General features: G+C 54.2%; 17 protein-coding genes. 11 read left to right on the top strand and 6 right to left on the bottom strand.

Annotated elements, in window-relative coordinates; genetic code table 11:
• Positions 1-18: 18 nt before the first annotated feature.
• Together BEN74_RS13210 and BEN74_RS13205 are read right to left on the bottom strand one after the other, a co-directional pair.
• Complete coding sequence (locus BEN74_RS13210; protein ID WP_416240777.1) at positions 19-669, bottom strand: ribonuclease I; 651 nt, start codon at positions 667-669, stop codon at positions 19-21.
• Positions 670-724: 55 nt separating this feature from the next.
• The gene (locus tag BEN74_RS13205; protein ID WP_068909501.1) at positions 725-2,683 is read right to left on the bottom strand and encodes a lytic transglycosylase domain-containing protein; all 1,959 of its coding nucleotides are present in this window, start codon (positions 2,681-2,683) and stop codon (positions 725-727) included.
• Positions 2,684-3,000: 317 nt separating this feature from the next.
• On the opposite strand from BEN74_RS13205, the gene miaB reads away from it, so the two are divergent.
• The 4 genes from miaB (at position 3,001) to BEN74_RS13185 (ending at position 6,575) form a co-directional block, all read left to right on the top strand.
• A complete protein-coding gene (gene miaB / locus BEN74_RS13200) occupies positions 3,001-4,458 on the top strand; it encodes a tRNA (N6-isopentenyl adenosine(37)-C2)-methylthiotransferase MiaB (protein WP_068909503.1) in 1,458 nt (485 codons plus the stop codon).
• Between the two features lie 37 nt (positions 4,459-4,495).
• Entirely contained in the window at positions 4,496-5,572 is a 1,077-nt protein-coding gene (locus BEN74_RS13195) for a PhoH family protein (RefSeq protein WP_068909505.1), read from the top strand.
• A gap of 19 nt (positions 5,573-5,591) precedes the next feature.
• Entirely contained in the window at positions 5,592-6,071 is a 480-nt protein-coding gene (ybeY, locus tag BEN74_RS13190; protein ID WP_068909508.1) for an rRNA maturation RNase YbeY, read from the top strand.
• Between the two features lie 105 nt (positions 6,072-6,176).
• Positions 6,177-6,575, top strand: a complete 399-nt coding sequence (locus tag BEN74_RS13185) for a hypothetical protein (protein WP_068909510.1) — start codon at positions 6,177-6,179, stop codon at positions 6,573-6,575.
• Between the two features lie 45 nt (positions 6,576-6,620).
• On the opposite strand, the gene BEN74_RS13180 is transcribed toward BEN74_RS13185, so the two are convergent.
• Complete coding sequence (locus BEN74_RS13180; protein ID WP_086374260.1) at positions 6,621-7,499, bottom strand: energy transducer TonB; 879 nt, start codon at positions 7,497-7,499, stop codon at positions 6,621-6,623.
• A gap of 242 nt (positions 7,500-7,741) precedes the next feature.
• Here BEN74_RS13180 and BEN74_RS13175 point away from each other — a divergent pair, with 242 nt between their 5' ends.
• From BEN74_RS13175 to BEN74_RS13160, 4 genes are all read left to right on the top strand, one after another.
• Positions 7,742-8,425, top strand: a complete 684-nt coding sequence (locus BEN74_RS13175; protein WP_068909512.1) for a hypothetical protein — start codon at positions 7,742-7,744, stop codon at positions 8,423-8,425.
• Positions 8,426-8,585: 160 nt separating this feature from the next.
• On the top strand, positions 8,586-9,299 hold the full coding sequence (locus BEN74_RS13170; protein ID WP_068909514.1) for a DUF3108 domain-containing protein: 714 nt from the start codon (positions 8,586-8,588) through the stop codon (positions 9,297-9,299).
• Between the two features lie 89 nt (positions 9,300-9,388).
• Positions 9,389-9,964, top strand: coding sequence for a xanthine phosphoribosyltransferase (locus BEN74_RS13165; RefSeq protein WP_068909516.1), 576 nt, complete (start codon positions 9,389-9,391; stop codon positions 9,962-9,964).
• A 223-nt stretch (positions 9,965-10,187) separates the two neighbouring features.
• The gene (locus tag BEN74_RS13160; RefSeq protein ID WP_068909518.1) at positions 10,188-10,592 is read left to right on the top strand and encodes a hypothetical protein; all 405 of its coding nucleotides are present in this window, start codon (positions 10,188-10,190) and stop codon (positions 10,590-10,592) included.
• 66 nt (positions 10,593-10,658) lie between these two features.
• Here the strand turns inward: BEN74_RS13160 and BEN74_RS13155 are convergent, their stop codons facing one another.
• On the bottom strand, positions 10,659-10,844 hold the full coding sequence (locus BEN74_RS13155; RefSeq protein WP_068909520.1) for a hypothetical protein: 186 nt from the start codon (positions 10,842-10,844) through the stop codon (positions 10,659-10,661).
• 314 nt (positions 10,845-11,158) lie between these two features.
• A complete protein-coding gene (gene wrbA, locus BEN74_RS13150) occupies positions 11,159-11,749 on the bottom strand; it encodes an NAD(P)H:quinone oxidoreductase (protein WP_068909522.1) in 591 nt (196 codons plus the stop codon).
• Positions 11,750-11,864: 115 nt separating this feature from the next.
• Between wrbA and BEN74_RS13145 the strand changes: the two genes are divergently transcribed.
• Complete coding sequence (locus BEN74_RS13145; protein WP_068909524.1) at positions 11,865-13,118, top strand: YihY family inner membrane protein; 1,254 nt, start codon at positions 11,865-11,867, stop codon at positions 13,116-13,118.
• A 121-nt stretch (positions 13,119-13,239) separates the two neighbouring features.
• Here the strand turns inward: BEN74_RS13145 and BEN74_RS13140 are convergent, their stop codons facing one another.
• Entirely contained in the window at positions 13,240-14,184 is a 945-nt protein-coding gene (locus tag BEN74_RS13140) for a DMT family transporter (protein ID WP_086374261.1), read from the bottom strand.
• Positions 14,185-14,287: 103 nt separating this feature from the next.
• On the opposite strand from BEN74_RS13140, the gene BEN74_RS13135 reads away from it, so the two are divergent.
• Both BEN74_RS13135 and BEN74_RS13130 read left to right on the top strand, forming a co-directional pair.
• A complete protein-coding gene (locus tag BEN74_RS13135) occupies positions 14,288-15,091 on the top strand; it encodes an AraC family transcriptional regulator (protein WP_068909528.1) in 804 nt (267 codons plus the stop codon).
• A 91-nt stretch (positions 15,092-15,182) separates the two neighbouring features.
• Entirely contained in the window at positions 15,183-16,052 is an 870-nt protein-coding gene (locus BEN74_RS13130) for a tetratricopeptide repeat protein (protein ID WP_068909530.1), read from the top strand.
• Positions 16,053-16,077: the final 25 nt, after the last annotated feature.

Genomic DNA, 16,077 nt, shown 5'->3' with positions numbered 1-16,077 from the left:
TAAAATCTCTGCAAAGGTTCAGAAAGAGCCTTTAATGATGAAGGAAGGCGGGCAGCTGCTGAGCACATTACTTGAGCACTGCTTGTACTTGCCGTTGCTTCTGTAGCAGATTTTAATGTCGGTCAGAATGCTGCCGGCATACGACGGCTGGCAGCTGAACTGCACGCCCTGCGCCGGCAAGCCGGGATTCAGGCGCAGCATTTTGCTGCGCAGGGCCGCGGCCTGCATCTGGCCGGTTTCCTGGCTGGTCAGCTCTTCCGGTATTTTCAGCTTTTCAGCGTAATTGATAATGGTGCGGAAATACTGGCTGGCATTCATCGGCACGCAGGCGCCAATTTCATGCCATAGCGCATTGCGCGCGTTTTCATCCGGCATGACCCGGGCCACCACTTTGGCCTGTATCGGCGGCAGTTTTGCAGAGCTGGAGCTTAGGCAGTCCTGCTGGCCGGTTTCAGGATAAAGGCCGGTAATATTCAGCGAATAGCCTTCCAGGCATTTGCGCTTTTTATGCTTTTGCGGATCGAGGGAACAGACTGCAGGCACCAGTTGCACATTCATCACATAGCCGTGCACGGCCGGCGCAGCTGAGGCTGCAGCGGAAACAAGGCAACCGCCGCTGCCCGCAAGGAGCAGGGCCAGCCGCGTAATTTCATTTCTGCCGTATTTCAACCGCATCCTTCATTCCCCAATCATCAATCTATTCAGCCTGCTGTTTTTTTAACTGCTATTGCGCGTTGCGCATGGGTATGGTCTGCATGCGCTTGCCGATGGACTGCGCGCCCTGCCCCAGCAGCACCCCGTAATGCGCGGCATTGGTCATGACATGCTTCACATAGTCGCGCGTTTCGGTTAAGGGGATGCTTTCCGCATACTGATCGGCGGCGATGCCCTGATCATCCGGCTGCCAGCGGCGCGCGCGGTTCGGGCCGGCATTGTAGCCCGCCGTTGCCAGCACCGGGCTGCTGCTCAGCTGGCGCTGAATCATGGACAGGTAAAAGGTGCCGTAGCGGATATTGGTGTTCATATCGCTTAGGGCAGCCGGGTTATAGCTTTCCCCCATTTGCCGCGCGACCAGCTTGGCGGTATCCGGCATGATCTGCATCAGGCCGCCGGCGCCGACATGCGAGCGCGCATTCGAAACAAAGCGGCTTTCCTGGCGCATCAGGCCATAGGCCCAGGCCGGGTCAATGCCGGCATTCTGGCTGTGGCTGACCACATAAGGCTGATGCGGCATGGCATAGCGCAGGCTGTAATTGTGCTTGCTGACCGTCCGGTCGGCCGCATAGATGGCGCGGTCATACCAGCCCATGTCGGTGGCGCGCTTGGCGGCCGCCAGCAGCAGGCCGTCATCCTGCTTTAAGTAAGCCTGGCGCACAGCCCAGTTCCATTCGCGGTTAATGTAGCTGTCCGGCGCATTGACATTGCGCAGCGCAAAGGCGCGGCTGAAATGGATGTCCTGGCTCAGGCGCTGCGCATCGGCATTGTCCGGCTGCGTATTGCCCGGCAGGCTGCTGTAGCTCTGCCCGACATGGTCTTTGGCAAGCAGGTTATGGTAGTCGTCGCCCTGCGCCAGGCGCTTGAAAATAGCCTGCGCTGCCCGCTTGGAAGCGCCGTCGCTGCGCTGTTCAGAGGCGCGCGCCAGCCAGTACTGCCAGCGGTCTTCCTGGCGCTGGGTCACGCTCATGCCGTCAATCGCGCGGATCAGGCTTTCCCATGCGCTGAAGCGGATGGCCTGGCGCGCATAAATTTCGGCTTCTTCCGGGCTGAACGGCAGGCCGTAGCTGGCGTCCAGAAACTGCAGCACTTCGCGGCTGAAATTATTCTTCATCACCGTGGTGCCGCCGATATAGCCGACCGTGCGGTACAGCGCGCGCTGCACATCGGCAGGCGCGCCTTCGGCTGCCCGCCGGGCGGAGGCCATGGCGCTGTTCAAGTCGCTGTCCGCCAGGCGCCCCAGCGCATAAATCAGATAGGCATGGTCTTCCGGAGTGGCTTTAGGCGCAGCCCAGAGGTAATTCATCGGGTTGGCCTGAATGCTGTTCAGCTGCGCCAGCGACAGGTTCATCTTGATGCTTTGCGCCGTGGCAATCGCCAGGCCTGACTGGCCGGCGCGCAGCTGGCCCCATAGGCGCTGCTGGCGGTCCTGCTCGGTCAGCAGCGGGCTGGACAGCATCATGCGCCCCAGACCTGTGCAGGACTCCGGCTGGGCATTGGTGGTCAGCCAGACATCTTTAAATTCCGCATACACCAATGGGTCGCCGGAGCTGGCGCGCACTTGCGCCACCGCGCAGGTTTCCGCCTGATCGGGGTTGCTCACATACTGCAGCAGCGGCTGCGCGGCGGCGAAATCGGCCTGCTTGACTTTTTCTTCAACGTAGTCAGCCGCCAGCTTTTCCGCCATCGCCGACTGCGGGTAGCGCTGCGCGAAGCCGGCAATCTGGTCAGCCGGCTGCGAGGCCAGGCTGCTGTTTAAGATCCAGTATTCAGGATAGTAGCCCAGCGCATCGTTCTGCATGGCGTACTGATACTGCTGCAGCAGGGCAATATTGCCGGAATTGGCGGCGCGCAGGGCGTCATTGAACTGCGCATCGGCAGCCTGCGCAGCATACGGAAGGCAGGCCAAGGCCGCGCTTAAAGCAAGCAGCTGACAGTATTTATTGAGTTTCCAGACTTTATTTGACATCTACTTGCCTTCTTTAATTCACTTTTTGCCGTACGCGCAGTTTGCCAGCCATTTTTCGGCTAGTTTAATAACTCTCAGCCGGCTGTATTGTTGTGTTATGTAACCTCATGATTAGGCAATATTAATTTTCAAACATTTTTGCCTCATAAATCAATCGGCGGCGCCCGCCATTTTGGGCTGTCAGTTTATAGCGAATTACTGCTAAAATATGCGCCTTTCATTCCAGTCCCCATTAACCCCGAAGCCAGAGTGAGCTGCGCTCAGCAAAATCCAGCTGCGGGTTAGTATCTTTCTTGTTTTATCCTTCAGGAGCCTACATGACGGTTCAAACCTTCATTCCGAATGATGCCGAAGCTGCCTCAGAAAACACTGTTACCCAGCCACAGCACACTCCAGCCACCGATGGCGCAGTGAAAAAACTGTACATCGAAACGCAAGGGTGTCAGATGAATGAGTACGACAGTCACCGTATGGCAGACCTTTTAGGCGACTCGCACGGCTATGTGCTGACTAAAGATCCGAAAGACGCCGACATTCTGCTGATGAATACCTGCTCGATCCGCGAAAAGGCGCAGGAAAAAGTCTTTTCGGAACTGGGGCGCTGGCGCAAGCTGAAAGAAAAGAATCCTGAGCTGATTATCGGCGTCGGCGGCTGCGTGGCTTCGCAGGAAGGCGACAACATTCAAAAGCGCGCCAACTATGTCGACATGATTTTTGGCCCGCAAACCCTGCACCGCCTGCCGCAGATGCTGGATCAGCATTTTGATCAGATCGAAAAGCCGAAAAAAGAAAAAATCAAGCTGGTGGATATTTCCTTCCCGGACATTGAAAAATTCGACTTCCTGCCTGAACCGCGCGTAGAAGGCTACAAAGCTTTTGTTTCGATTATGGAAGGCTGTTCCAAATACTGCTCATTCTGCGTGGTGCCCTATACCCGCGGTGAAGAGGTTTCCCGCCCATTGGATGACGTCTTGGCGGAAATCGCCACTTTGGCGGAAAAAGGCGTGCGTGAAATTTCGCTGCTGGGCCAGAACGTCAACGGCTACCGCGGCGAAACCTTTGAAGGCAATATCTGCACCTTTGCTGACCTGCTGCGCCTGGTTGCGGAAATTCCGGGCATTGGCCGCCTGCGCTATACCACTTCGCACCCGCTTGAATTTAATGATGACTTGATTCAATGCTACCGCGACCTGCCGCAGATGGTATCGCACCTGCACCTGCCGGTGCAAAGCGGCTCCAACGCGGTGCTGCAGGCGATGAAGCGCAACCACACCATTGATGTGTATATCGACAAAATCGCCAAGCTGCGCAAAGTGCGTCCGGACATGCATTTATCCAGTGACTTCATTATCGGCTTTCCGGGCGAAACCGATGAGCACTTTGAAGAAACCTATCAGTTCATTAAAGACATGGACTTTGACCACTCCTACAGCTTCGTCTATTCCAAGCGCCCGGGCACGCCCGCCTCTGAACTGGAAGACACGACGCCTGAAGATGTGAAAAAAGAACGCCTGTCTAAAGTGCAGAAATGGATCAAGCGCTCCAGCATTGACAAAACCGATGCCATGCTCGGCACCATCCAGCGCGTGCTGGTGGAAAGCGTTTCCGACAAGGACCCGAACCTCCTGATCGGCACGGCGGACAACACCCGCTATGTCAGCTTTATTGGCGATGCAGCCTGGGTTGGACGCTTCGCTGAGATCGAAATTACCGAAATTAAAACTTTGAATTTTGTTTACGGCGAGCTATTGAATCTTGAGCCTGACGTGGCGTAATGTAAGGACTGAACTCAGGACTACTTAAGGAATTCTCTTGACTGCAGCGATTCGGCGTACAGTAACATTTCCTGGCGTTTCACTTGACCGTTTGCAAAGCATGCTTGGCGCATACAACGGTCATTTGAAGCAAATTGAACAGCGTTTAGAAGTCAAAATTTCCCATCGGGGCGATGCCTTTTTTATTGATGGCGAAATCGATGCGGTAGAGAGAGCCGAAGGCCTTCTGCACCGCCTGCATGAAGAATCAGAAAGCTCCAGCCAGATCAGCGCAGATACCCTGCATATGATGATCCAGGGCAGCCAGACCGACCGTGAGCTGCAGGAGGATATGGAGGGCCAGGAGCATACTGGGCTGGAAGATATATACCTGCAGACCCGCAAAGGGCGCATCAACCCGCGCGGCGCCAACCAGAAGCGCTATGTGCAGCGCATTCTGAACAGCGACATTTCCTTCGGCATCGGCCCTGCCGGCACAGGCAAAACCTACCTTGCCGTAGCGGCCGCGGTCGACATGCTGGAACGCAACGAAATCCAGCGCATCCTGCTGGTGCGTCCTGCGGTTGAAGCCGGTGAAAAGCTCGGCTTCCTGCCGGGCGATTTAACCCAGAAGATTGACCCTTACCTGCGCCCGCTGTATGACGCCTTATACGAAATGCTCGGCTTTGAAAAAGTCGCCAAGCTGATTGAGCGCCAGGTGATTGAAGTCGCGCCGCTGGCCTATATGCGCGGCCGCACCCTGAACCACTCATTTGTGATTCTGGACGAAGCGCAGAACACCACGCCTGAGCAGATGAAAATGTTCCTGACCCGCCTGGGCTTCGGCTCGCGCGCCGTCATTACCGGCGACATCACGCAGGTTGACCTGCCGCGCGGCCAGCAGTCCGGCCTGTCGCATGCCTTGCGCGTGATTGAAAAAATCAGCGAAATTCACATTACCCGTTTCCATTCCCGCGATGTGGTGCGCCATCAATTGGTTCAGAAAATTGTTGAAGCCTACGAGGGATGGGACAGCGAACAGCAGCGCCTCAGCGCTGCGGCCCGTGCCGAACGCAAGGCGCTTCAGGAAGCTCTGATTGCTGACAATGACGCCAAAGCCGACGCACAGGACTAAATTGAACTAAGGATTCATTTTGAAACTCAACCTTTCCCTGCAGCAGGAGGTTCAGGCGCCTGAACTGGTCCTGAAACGCGCCTATGTTAAAAAAGTCATTGAAACCGCTTTGCGCCATATTGATGCCGGCCAGGACTGCGAAATCGGCATCGCCTGCGTCGGCAATGACGAAAGCCATAAGCTGAATCTGGAATACCGCGGCAAAGACAAGCCGACCAATGTGCTGTCTTTTCCCGGCGATGTGCCGGAAGAAGTGCTGGCGATGCTGGACGCGCTGCCGCTGGGCGATCTGGTGATCTGCATTCCTGTGGTGCTGCAGGAAGCTGTTGAGCAGCAAAAAACGCCTATGGAGCATTTCACCCATATGCTGGTGCACGGCGCGCTGCATTTAATGGGCTATGACCATGAAACTTCCGATGCAGACGCTGAAGAAATGGAAGCTTTGGAAATTCAGATCTTAGCCAAACTCGGCTTTGAAAATCCTTATCAGGAACAGTAACTTTTAAGCGCTGCAATCATCAGCCCGGTTAATTTCGATTGACCGGGCTGAATTTATGCTGAAAATAACAGAATGCTTAAACATTCATCAAGATACTTAAAAAATATGAAAAATATTCTTTCCGGACTGCTGCTGGCCACCGCGCTGCTCTCCGCCGCCCCGCTCCATGCCGGCGATGAAACTGCCTGCCCAGCAGCTGAATTCAACAAGGCCGACAGCGCCTGGGCCGGGCATTATTACCTGAATGGCATGATGGAAGTCGGCTCAGAGCTGCTGCTGAAGCCAGACGGCACCTTCAAATGGTATTTGGCGGTTGGATCTTTAGACCAGTATGCGGAGGGCGCATGGTGGAAAAATGGCACCTGCATTGGCTTAAAGGCCGCCCCGCAGCATGCTGGGCATCTGGAAATCTTCCCGGCCCGCCTCAACATCAGGGAAAAAAGCCTGGATGCCGTCTGGCCGGACGGGCGCCAAAACGGCAGCTATGCGCCGGCGGGTCAGTAAAGCTCTGCTTCAATGCTTCAAATGATGCCGGCGGATCTGCCTGCATCAATGCACTTCAAATTCCGCTTCTGCCGGGTCGAAGCGCCACGTCCGCACAATCCGCAGCTCGGAAATATCCTTCATTTTGGCGTCAAATCCGCCAAAAGGCGCGGCCTTGCGCACCGAAGTTTTGGCCGCCTCATCCAGAATGCTGTGCCCGGAACTTTCAATTAAGCGGATGGCGCGGATGCCGCCGTTCTGGTTCAGAATCACCATCAGGCGGACTTCTCCGGCCAGATTCTGCTGCTTGGCGCTGTCCGGATAATAGCGGTTGCCGTAGAACTCCACTTTCTGCCGGAACTTTTCCATATAGGCCGCGGTGTTGTCCTGCTTGGCCTGAATGCCGTCGATGGTCTTGATTTTCTGCTGCCGGCTGAAATTCTGCTGCCGCTGCAGGTACTGCGCTTCAATGCTGGCAATCATCGCGGCTTTGGCCTGAAACTGGCTTTGCATTTCATCTGCGGTTTTCTTGCGCTGATTTTCTTCCGCCTGCTTCTGCCAGCTCAGCGCGGTCATCAGCACTTTTTCTTCAAACTTCAGCTCGCGCTTCTGCTGCAGCTTTTCCAGCGCTTCCTGCACCTGCTCGCCTGCAGTCTGATCGACCATCGGCGCCGGCATATCGGCCGAAATGCGGTGCTGCTCGCGGAACTTGCCTGAACCCTGCTGGTCCGCCTGCGCCAGGAAATCGGCATGCTCAATTTTGGCATCGCTCGGACGCAGGGACACCGCGATTTCCTTGGTCGTGACCTCGCTTTCCTGCGGCATGGCGAACTGCATCGTCAGCACAGCCAGATGCAAAGCGGCAGCCACGCCTACAGCGCCGGCAAAAACCGGATCTTTCCACCAGCCGTGACTTAGCGGCTTAAAGGTCATTTTTTTCAGCATCGCATTCATGCGGCGGGCCGCCGCTTTCCCCAAGCGCTCAAAATGAGCATAAAGCCAAATATTTATCATTTTCCGCATGAAAGCGCCAAACCCATCAACAAATGGATGCAGCGCCTTCAAAATCCTAAAAATGCTGCAGTTAATTTTGCTAAACTGCAAGCTCGGAAGCCGGTATTTTTTACATCATGCCGCAGCCGACAGCAGAATTTTAACCCGCTTATTTGCCAGGATGCGCCATCGACATGCAATCGCTTATTTCCAATATTTCTCACCGCATCCGCCAGGTGTATCAAAAGGCGGAAGGGTTTATTGAAGATGAGCGGGAATTTCCTCTGTCGCAGGTGTTCCTGAATGCGACCTTTCAGCGCTTTGTCACCGACAACGTCAAAATGCTGCAGGACCTGCATGCCGACCTGCATGACGACTGGCTGCGCCTGTACGCCACGCTCAGCTATAACGGCCTGGACGTTACCCTGTCGGTAGATTTGAAGCTGGTGCAGATGGAGCTGAACAAGACCACCCAGCTGATTGTATTTGAACAGATCAGCGACACCCAGCTGATTGACGCCAAGTATCCGAATTTCCTTTATAAAATTGGCGTGCGCTGCGCCCTGTTCTTTTACCAGAAAGTGCTGAATGATGATCCGCTGGGCATGCTGCTGGAAAAGCTGAAGGTGATTAAAGTCAAGGATGAGCTGCTGCATTTAGACCTGAACCGCTGGCTGGGCAAAAACCGCTCAATCATTGACACGCTGGGCAAGGTGCATGTCAACCATGCGGTGCTGCGCGAAGCGGAGCTGGTGGTGCTGGGCAATGTCAATCTGGCGGCCCTGTTCAGCAGGATGGCTTCAGAGAAAATGGGGCGCTGGGATGACGCCGATCTGGATGAAACCGAAGTCACCCCCATCCGGCAGAAGGAAAAATAGCCCGGCTGCCCGCGGACTGAAGCGCAGCGCATAAAAAGCAGCAGTAAATATACATTTTGCGCCGCTTTCCCGCTTCCATCTCCACAATCGGCGCGCATAATAAGATTCATTGTAAAAAGAACATTTTGCCCTCTTAAAACTTCACAGGAAAGCATCACTTATGGCTACATTTGCAGTTAAAACCTTAGGGATTGCAGCCGGCGTTTCTACTGCGCTGCTGTTCAGCGGCTTCGCCAGCCAAGCCTTTGCCATGAGTCCCTTCCAAGCAAGCTATCAGTTTAACTACAATGGCAAAAACATGGGCTCGGCCACCCGCACCTTGAGCAAGGCCGGCAACGGCTGGACTTATGTTTTCGCAGCCAAGGCCGGCGGCATCGCCTCCGCAACCGAATCCAGCAATTTCGGCTTCAGCGGCGGCAGCATTACTTCGCAGAGCTTTAAGCGCACCAGCAAGATTCTGATCCACAACAACACCATGAGCATCAGCTTCAACCCGGGCGCCAAAATCATCAATACCAAGAAAGACGACAAGGCGCGCTCCTTTGCCTGGAAAAGCGGCGTGCTGGATGAGCTGAATGCGGAACTGCAGGTGCGTGAAGATTTGAAATCCGGCAATTTAAAATCCGGCTACTGGATTGCCGACGCCAAAGAGGTTGAGGCGCGCAAGTTTGTCAAGCAGGGCGCGGAGAGAGTCCAAACCGCTTACGGCACCTTTGACACCATTAAAGTGGTGATGAAGCATGACAAGCCGGGCCGTGAAACCGTGTTCTGGCTGGCGCCAAAGCTGGACTACCTGCCGGTGAAAATGGCGCATCAGGATCAGAAAAGCTCTTACGGGCTGCTGCTGACCGGCTATAAAGGGCCTGTAAATTAATCAATTTAATCAATTTCGCTTGCATTTTTCCCCGTGCTTTTTAAAATACGCGTTTGCTTTAAAAAGCACCTGCCCTTGAGGATTCTCCCGTGCATGCACTAGAACAGAAAATCTTAGCTGAAGGTATCGTTCTGTCTGAAGAAGTTCTGAAAGTCGATTCTTTCTTAAACCACCAAATTGACCCTGTGATGATGCAGCAGATTGGCCAAGAATTTGCGCGCCTGTTTAAAGATGCAGGCATCACGAAAATTATTACCATTGAAGCGTCCGGCATTGCGCCAGCGGTGATGGCAGGTTTAGAGCTTGGCGTTCCGGTTATTTTTGCACGCAAATACCAGTCTTTAACTTTAAAAGATGATTTATACCGCTCTAAAGTATTCTCTTTCACCAAGCAGATTGAAAGCACTATTGCGATTTCCAAAAAGCATATCAGCGCTGAAGACAAAGTTTTAGTGATTGATGACTTCCTGGCGAATGGCCAGGCTGCATTAGGCTTAGCGGACTTAATTCATCAGGCGGATGCTGAAGTGGTCGGCATTGGCATTGTGATTGAAAAATCGTTCCAGCCGGGCCGCGATTTCCTGATTGAAAAAGGCTACCGCGTAGAGTCTTTGGCTCGCGTGAAGTCTTTGGCCAATGGCACTGTTGAATTTGTCCGTGACTGAGGCCAATTCAGCTGAAAAATCAAAGAGCGCAATTGCGCTCTTTTTTATTGCCGGCAATCAATGGCGCGCCGGCCAAAGCTTGCGCCGCCAAAAACCCGGAAAATCTTCAGCATCATTACAAAATTTCCATATTTGGGCGCTTCCGCAGCTTCAGAAAAGCGCTATCGTACAGCTACAATAGCAGCCAAAGCCCTTCCCTTTTTCATTAAGGCCATACAGCGTCATGAATACAGAGCATCCCGCAGCGCAGCAGACCATTCAATGCCCCAAATGCGGCTCAGCGGAAGTTGAAGCGCGCAATCACGAACAGCATCTGCAGAAAATCGGCGGCGTGCTGCTCAGCGGCGCAGGAACAGCTGCCGGAACCGTCGGCGGCGCGGCTTCCGGCGCATCCATCGGCGCGGCGATTGGCGCGGCAGCCGGCCCGCTGGGCGTCATTATGGGCGGCACCATCGGCACTTTTGTCGGCGCCATCAGCGTCGGCATTACCGGCGGCTTTCTCGGGCACCGCTTTGGCAAAAAAGCCGGCGTAATTGTCGATCAGAATATCTTTCAGGACTATCAGTGCCAAAAGTGCAAATACCGCTTCAATGCAAAAACTGAAGCCGCGGTAAAAGATGAAAAATAAAAGCAGCGCACAATGCGCTGCTTTCAGCACAGCAAGGCAGAAGCTGATCCCGCCTTGCCGTCCAGCTTAATTGGCGATGCCGGAAACCGGCTTGGCTTCGGCCTTGACGGTATTCTGCTGCGCGCTGCAGTCCTGCTCCGCTTTGGCTGCAGGAAAGTCAAGCGTATGCACAACCGCTGCCGCCGCAGTGAAAGAAGATGCGGTTAAAGCCGCAGCAGCCGCCAACGCCATAAAAAATTGATGTGAACGCATCAAAGCCCCCAAGAATAATTAAAATAAAAAATCCAGTAAATTTCCCAAGATCCGCTGGGCGATTTAGAGGAATAACCGCATGCGGAAAATGTTCCGCCTGCAAAGAAAGCCTATTTAAATCGATTGCTTAGTTATTTTATATCCCTGAAATTAGGTATTTAAAACGCAGCGCAAGTCATGCTTTATCCGGCTTATTATTGATGGAATTTTCTTGGTTTTTTGGCTCATCCGGCAGCCGGGCAAATAAAAAACGCGGAAAACCGTCTGGATTTCCCGCGCCGCATCAGCCGCTGTTCAGGCAGAAATCCGCCGGCTTAGGCCAGCTTTTTCACCACCTCGCCCAGGCGCCGGCCCTGCGCTGCGCAGAGGAGCTTTTCATCCTGGCTGAGCGGCTGGTCATGGCGCGCCCCGCTGACATGGCTGGCGCCATACGGCGTGCCGCCGGTTCTGGTATTGGACAGCGCCGGCTGCGCATTGCTTAAGCCCATCACCATCATGCCGTGGTGAAACAGCGGCGGCAGCATGCTCAGCAGCGTGCTTTCCTGCCCGCCATGCATTGAGCCGGATGCGGTAAATACGCAGGCCGGCTTGCCGTGCAGCGCGCCGCTCAGCCAGAGGCTGGTGGTCTGGTCTAAAAAGTATTTCATTTCTGACGCCATATTGCCAAAGCGCGTCGGCGAACCCAGCGCCAAGCCTGCGCAGCCGGCCAGATCATCCAAAGTGCAGTAAATATCGCCGGCTTCCGGAATGCTCGGCGCCGCTTCAGTCACCACCGCAGCGATATTCGGCACTGTGCGGATTTTGACGGCCACGCCGGCAGCTTCAGCGCCGTCGGCAATCAAATGCGCCATTTCTTTGGTCGATCCATATTTGCTGTAATAAAGCACGAGAACGTAAGGCTGCATAATTTTTTATAAATGCCATTAAAAATGAAAACTATACGGTATTTTTCCGGTGTTTTGGTTAAGCTTAGCGGTTAAAATTGAGAAAGATGATTAAAAAAAATTGAGACTTTAGCGCATGATCGAAGCACATTTAAAAAAACTTCCCTTTTATGACAAGAAATGGTTTCAGTTTGTTTTATTTGTCATAAGGCGTTTTGAAGCCGACCGCTGCCGCGAACAGGCCGGCTCTTTGACCTATACCACGCTGTTTGCCGTGGTGCCGATGCTGACGGTTTTTCTGGTGATTATTTCATCCATCAAGGCGCTGGAGCCTGCGCGCCAGCAGCTGCAGCAGCTGATTTATAGCAATTTCCTGCCAAAAACCACCATTGCTTTTGACAAGGCGCTGAATGCCTTTACCGACAAATCCAGCAATTTAACAGTCATTGGCGTGCTGTTTCTGTTCGTGACCACGGTGATGATGCTGACCAGCATTGAAACCGTCTTCAACCGCATCTGGCGGGTGCGCGAAACCCGCGGCGGCATTTTAGGCTTCATGCGCTACTGGACTATTATTTCGCTGGGGCCGATTCTGCTCGGCAGCGCATTCGTGATTTCCTCTGCGGTGGCCTCAATCAACGTGCTGAGCAATAATTTTGCCGGCTATGAGCTGAATGGCGCCTTTATTTTCTGGTGCATTTCATTTTCGCTGACCATTCTGGGCTTTTTCATTCTCAACTGGACCATTCCCAACCGCACTGTACCGCTGAAAGCCGCCCTGTTCGCCGGCGCATTCAGCGCGACCCTGTTTGAGCTGCTGAAGCACCTGTTCGGCTTTGTGATGTCGAATTTCACCAGCTATGAAATTATTTACGGCGCATTCGCTGCCGTGCCGATTTTCCTGCTGTGGATTTTCCTGTCATGGAATATTGTGCTGCTGGGCGTGGAAATCAGCTATGCCTTGACGGCCTTCAATGCCGATACCCACCGGCAGCGCAAGCGCCATCCGGTGATTATGCTGCTGGACTTGCTGGAGCTTTTTTACAAGAAGCAGCAGGTCGGGCAAAGCGTGACTGAAGCCGAGGCGCTGGACGTGCTGGGGCGCGAGGAAATCGGGCGCTGGCCTTCGTATGTGCTGATGCTGGAAAAACAGAATCTGCTGATGCGCACCGATGACAACAATTATGTTCTGGTGCGCAACCTGGCGCAGGTCGATTTCTGGAGCTTCTATTCACAGCTGCCTTATCCGCTGCCGCACCGCAAAGATCTGGGCCATGTGTTTTCCGATGATCAATGGATGGAAAAAATCGGCCCGGCGCTGATTGAATCGGACGACTATCTGGCCGCCAAGCTGGCGATTCCGCTGTCGGCGATTTTTGAGAAAAAGTAGCAGCTGGCAGGCAAAAGCCGCACAGCAAATTAAAAGCCAGTCTGCAGAAAAAGCGGTTAGCTTTTATATCAAGCTGGCCCACAGGATGCTCAGGCCCGAGCAGTTCAAGCCGCAGCATGAGCTAGCGCATGGCCTTAAAGCGCTTCAAGCCAAGGCCAAAAACGCGCCCGATCCATACATGCAGGCTAACTGTCATTACGCCAGCCATGACCAAGGCTGTGCCGAAAATAAAATTCAGCTCAATCCGCTCATCCAGCAGCGCCACGCCAAAGATGATGCCGAAAATTGGCGTTAAAAATGAAAACACTCCCAAGCCGTTGGCCAGATATTTGCGCAGCAGCCAGAACCACAGCATCAGGCTGAAAAAACACATGATCAGCACATGAAACAGCATGCTGCCAAGCGCAATGGCTGACCAGTGCACGGCGCTCTGCCCGCTCAGCCATGCAGCCGGCGTGAGGAAAATGAAGCAGCCTGCCAGCTGGTAAAACAGAGTTTGCGCGGCCGGCGCCTCAGACAGCCGGCCAAGGCGCAGTGAAATGGTGGTCAGCGCCCACATTGCGCCGGCCAGCAAAGCCAGAACATCGCCGAACAGCGCCTGAGAGGACGCCGGGTCAGAGGGCTGGCCGCGCCCGGTAAAGGACAGCGCAATGCCGGAAAAGGCCAGAAAAATGCCGCCCCATTGAATCAGCGATAGCTTTTCAGCCGGCAGTTTCCAGTGCAGGCCCAGCGCTACAAAAACCGGCGCGGTATACAGCAGCACCGCCACATGCGACGCCGAGGTATAACGCAGCGCTTCGGCCACCAGCAGAAATTCAGCAGAGAACAAAAAAGCCAGCCAAATGCCCGGCAGCAGATACTCCTTCGCATACAGGTGCGTCCCCTGCGGCAGCCGAATGAATGGAAGCACCAGCAGGGCCGCCAGCCCGGAACGCAGCGCTATCTGCATGATGGGCGCAATATCAGGTGCAGCCAGCTTCAGCACCGCCTGCTGCATGCCCCAAATCATGCACAGTAAAATCATTAAGCCGGACGCCTGCGCATCCAGCGCCTTGCGCTGTTTCACCATGCTTACTCAACTGTTCAGAATATGCACACTATAAATCTGTCAGAAATAAAAGATATAATTCAAAACAGACAAGATATCTTCTTATTCAGGCAATTTCAGCATGGCGCAATTCAAGGCGGCTCAGCGGCAGCTGAAAACCAATGATGCAATTCAGGCGCCGCTGTGGATCAGCTTCCGCAGCGACCCGGCGCAGTCGGTCTATCCTGCGCATGGCCACGCCTGGGGCGAGTTTATTTACGCCTTTAACGGCGTGATGGAAGTGCATATTGATCAGATGGATTACATTACCCCGCCGCCGTACGGCATCTGGCTGCCGCCGAATTTGCAGCACAGCAGCCTGAACCGCACCGCGGTATCGCATGGCACGCTGTATGTGCATGAGAGCCTGTGCGGCCAGATGCCGCGGCAGGCGGGAATTCTGCTCAGCCCGGCGCTGGTTCCGGCCATTTTTGAGCATTTAAGGCAACGCCCCCAGCAGGAAAATTCGGCAGCGCATCAGCGCCTGCTGCAGGTGCTGCTGGATCAGCTGCAGCAGGCGCCGCAGGTCAGCAGCTATCTGCCGCATTCGGAACACCCTGCGCTGATGCAGATTCTGGATTATCTGCATCAGCATCCTGCGGACAGCAGCACGCTGGCGCAATTGGCGCGCATGGCCAATATGACTGAGCGCACTCTGGCCCGCTGCAGCCAAAAGGAGCTGGGCATGTCACTGCATGAATGGCGCCAGCGCCTTAAGATCATAAAATCCATGAGCATGCTGAATGAGGGCAGAAAGGTCGAAAGCATTGCGCTGGATTTAGGCTATGCCAATGCTTCAGCCTTTATTAACCTGTTTAAGCGCTGGATGAAAATCACGCCCGACCAGTTCCGCAAGCTGCATCAGGCGCCTGCTCTGCGGGCTTAAAGCCTGCGCTGAAATTATTTATTTTCCTGTATTTACTCTAAAAGCAGACTGTATATGATGTGCAAATATAAATCTAAAAACAGTCACGGCAATGAAAATTACAGCCTCCGCCTTATGCCTGCTTTGCCTCAGCAGCGCGCTGCTTACAGGCTGCAGTTCAGCCGATGAGAAAGCCTTTCAGTCCGCCTTGAAAGCGGCGCAATCCGGCAGCGCCGCGGCGCAGGCGCAGCTGGGGCAATACTATGAGCAAGGCAAAGGCACAGCAAAAGATCCCGGGCAAAGCCTGCACTGGCGCCGGAAAGCTGCCCTGCAGGGCAATGCCGATGCCTTTCAATGGCTGCGCCGGCAGGCGCTGCAAGGCAATGCGGAGGCAGACCTTTTCCTTTCTGAACAGCTGGATAAAGGCAACAGCCTGCTGGCCAGCTGGATTTACCTGCAGGCCAGGCAGGGTGACGCGCAGGCGCAGTATGCAGCCGCGTGGATGCATGACATGGGATTGGGGCTGATTGAAGACCCGCATCTGGCAATGCGCTGGTATGAGCGCTCTGCCCGGCAAGGCTGCTTACTGGCTCAAAAAGTTTTTCAGGAGCGCTTGCGGCGCGGCGCAGTCATGGCGCATCACAGATCCAAAAATACAATTTACGGCCATGTCGCCCCTTATCCGCCTTTTTACCTAACTGCCGGCAGCTATAATGCCTATCTGTACCATATTGATAAAAATCAGGTTAAAATACCGCGCGCCTGGAACACTTCAGGCGCCTATATCAGCGGCAAAAATAAAATTTCAGGCCGCAATCAGATTTACCTCACGCCCAAAGAATATGAAAACATGTTCAATGGCGCTTCAAAAAACCGTTCTTCCAATATTGACGCAGATCAGGCCCGCCCATTTGACATGCAGGGCAGCGCTGAAAATGGCAGGCGGAATCTGGAGGGAACTGACAGCGCAGCTGCGCAGTGAACGCCGTCTGGCAACGCAATTATTC

The sequence above is a fragment of the Acinetobacter sp. WCHAc010034 genome (assembly GCF_001696615.3).
GTDB lineage: Bacteria > Pseudomonadota > Gammaproteobacteria > Pseudomonadales > Moraxellaceae > Acinetobacter.
This window is presented reverse-complemented; position numbering and strand designations above follow the sequence as displayed.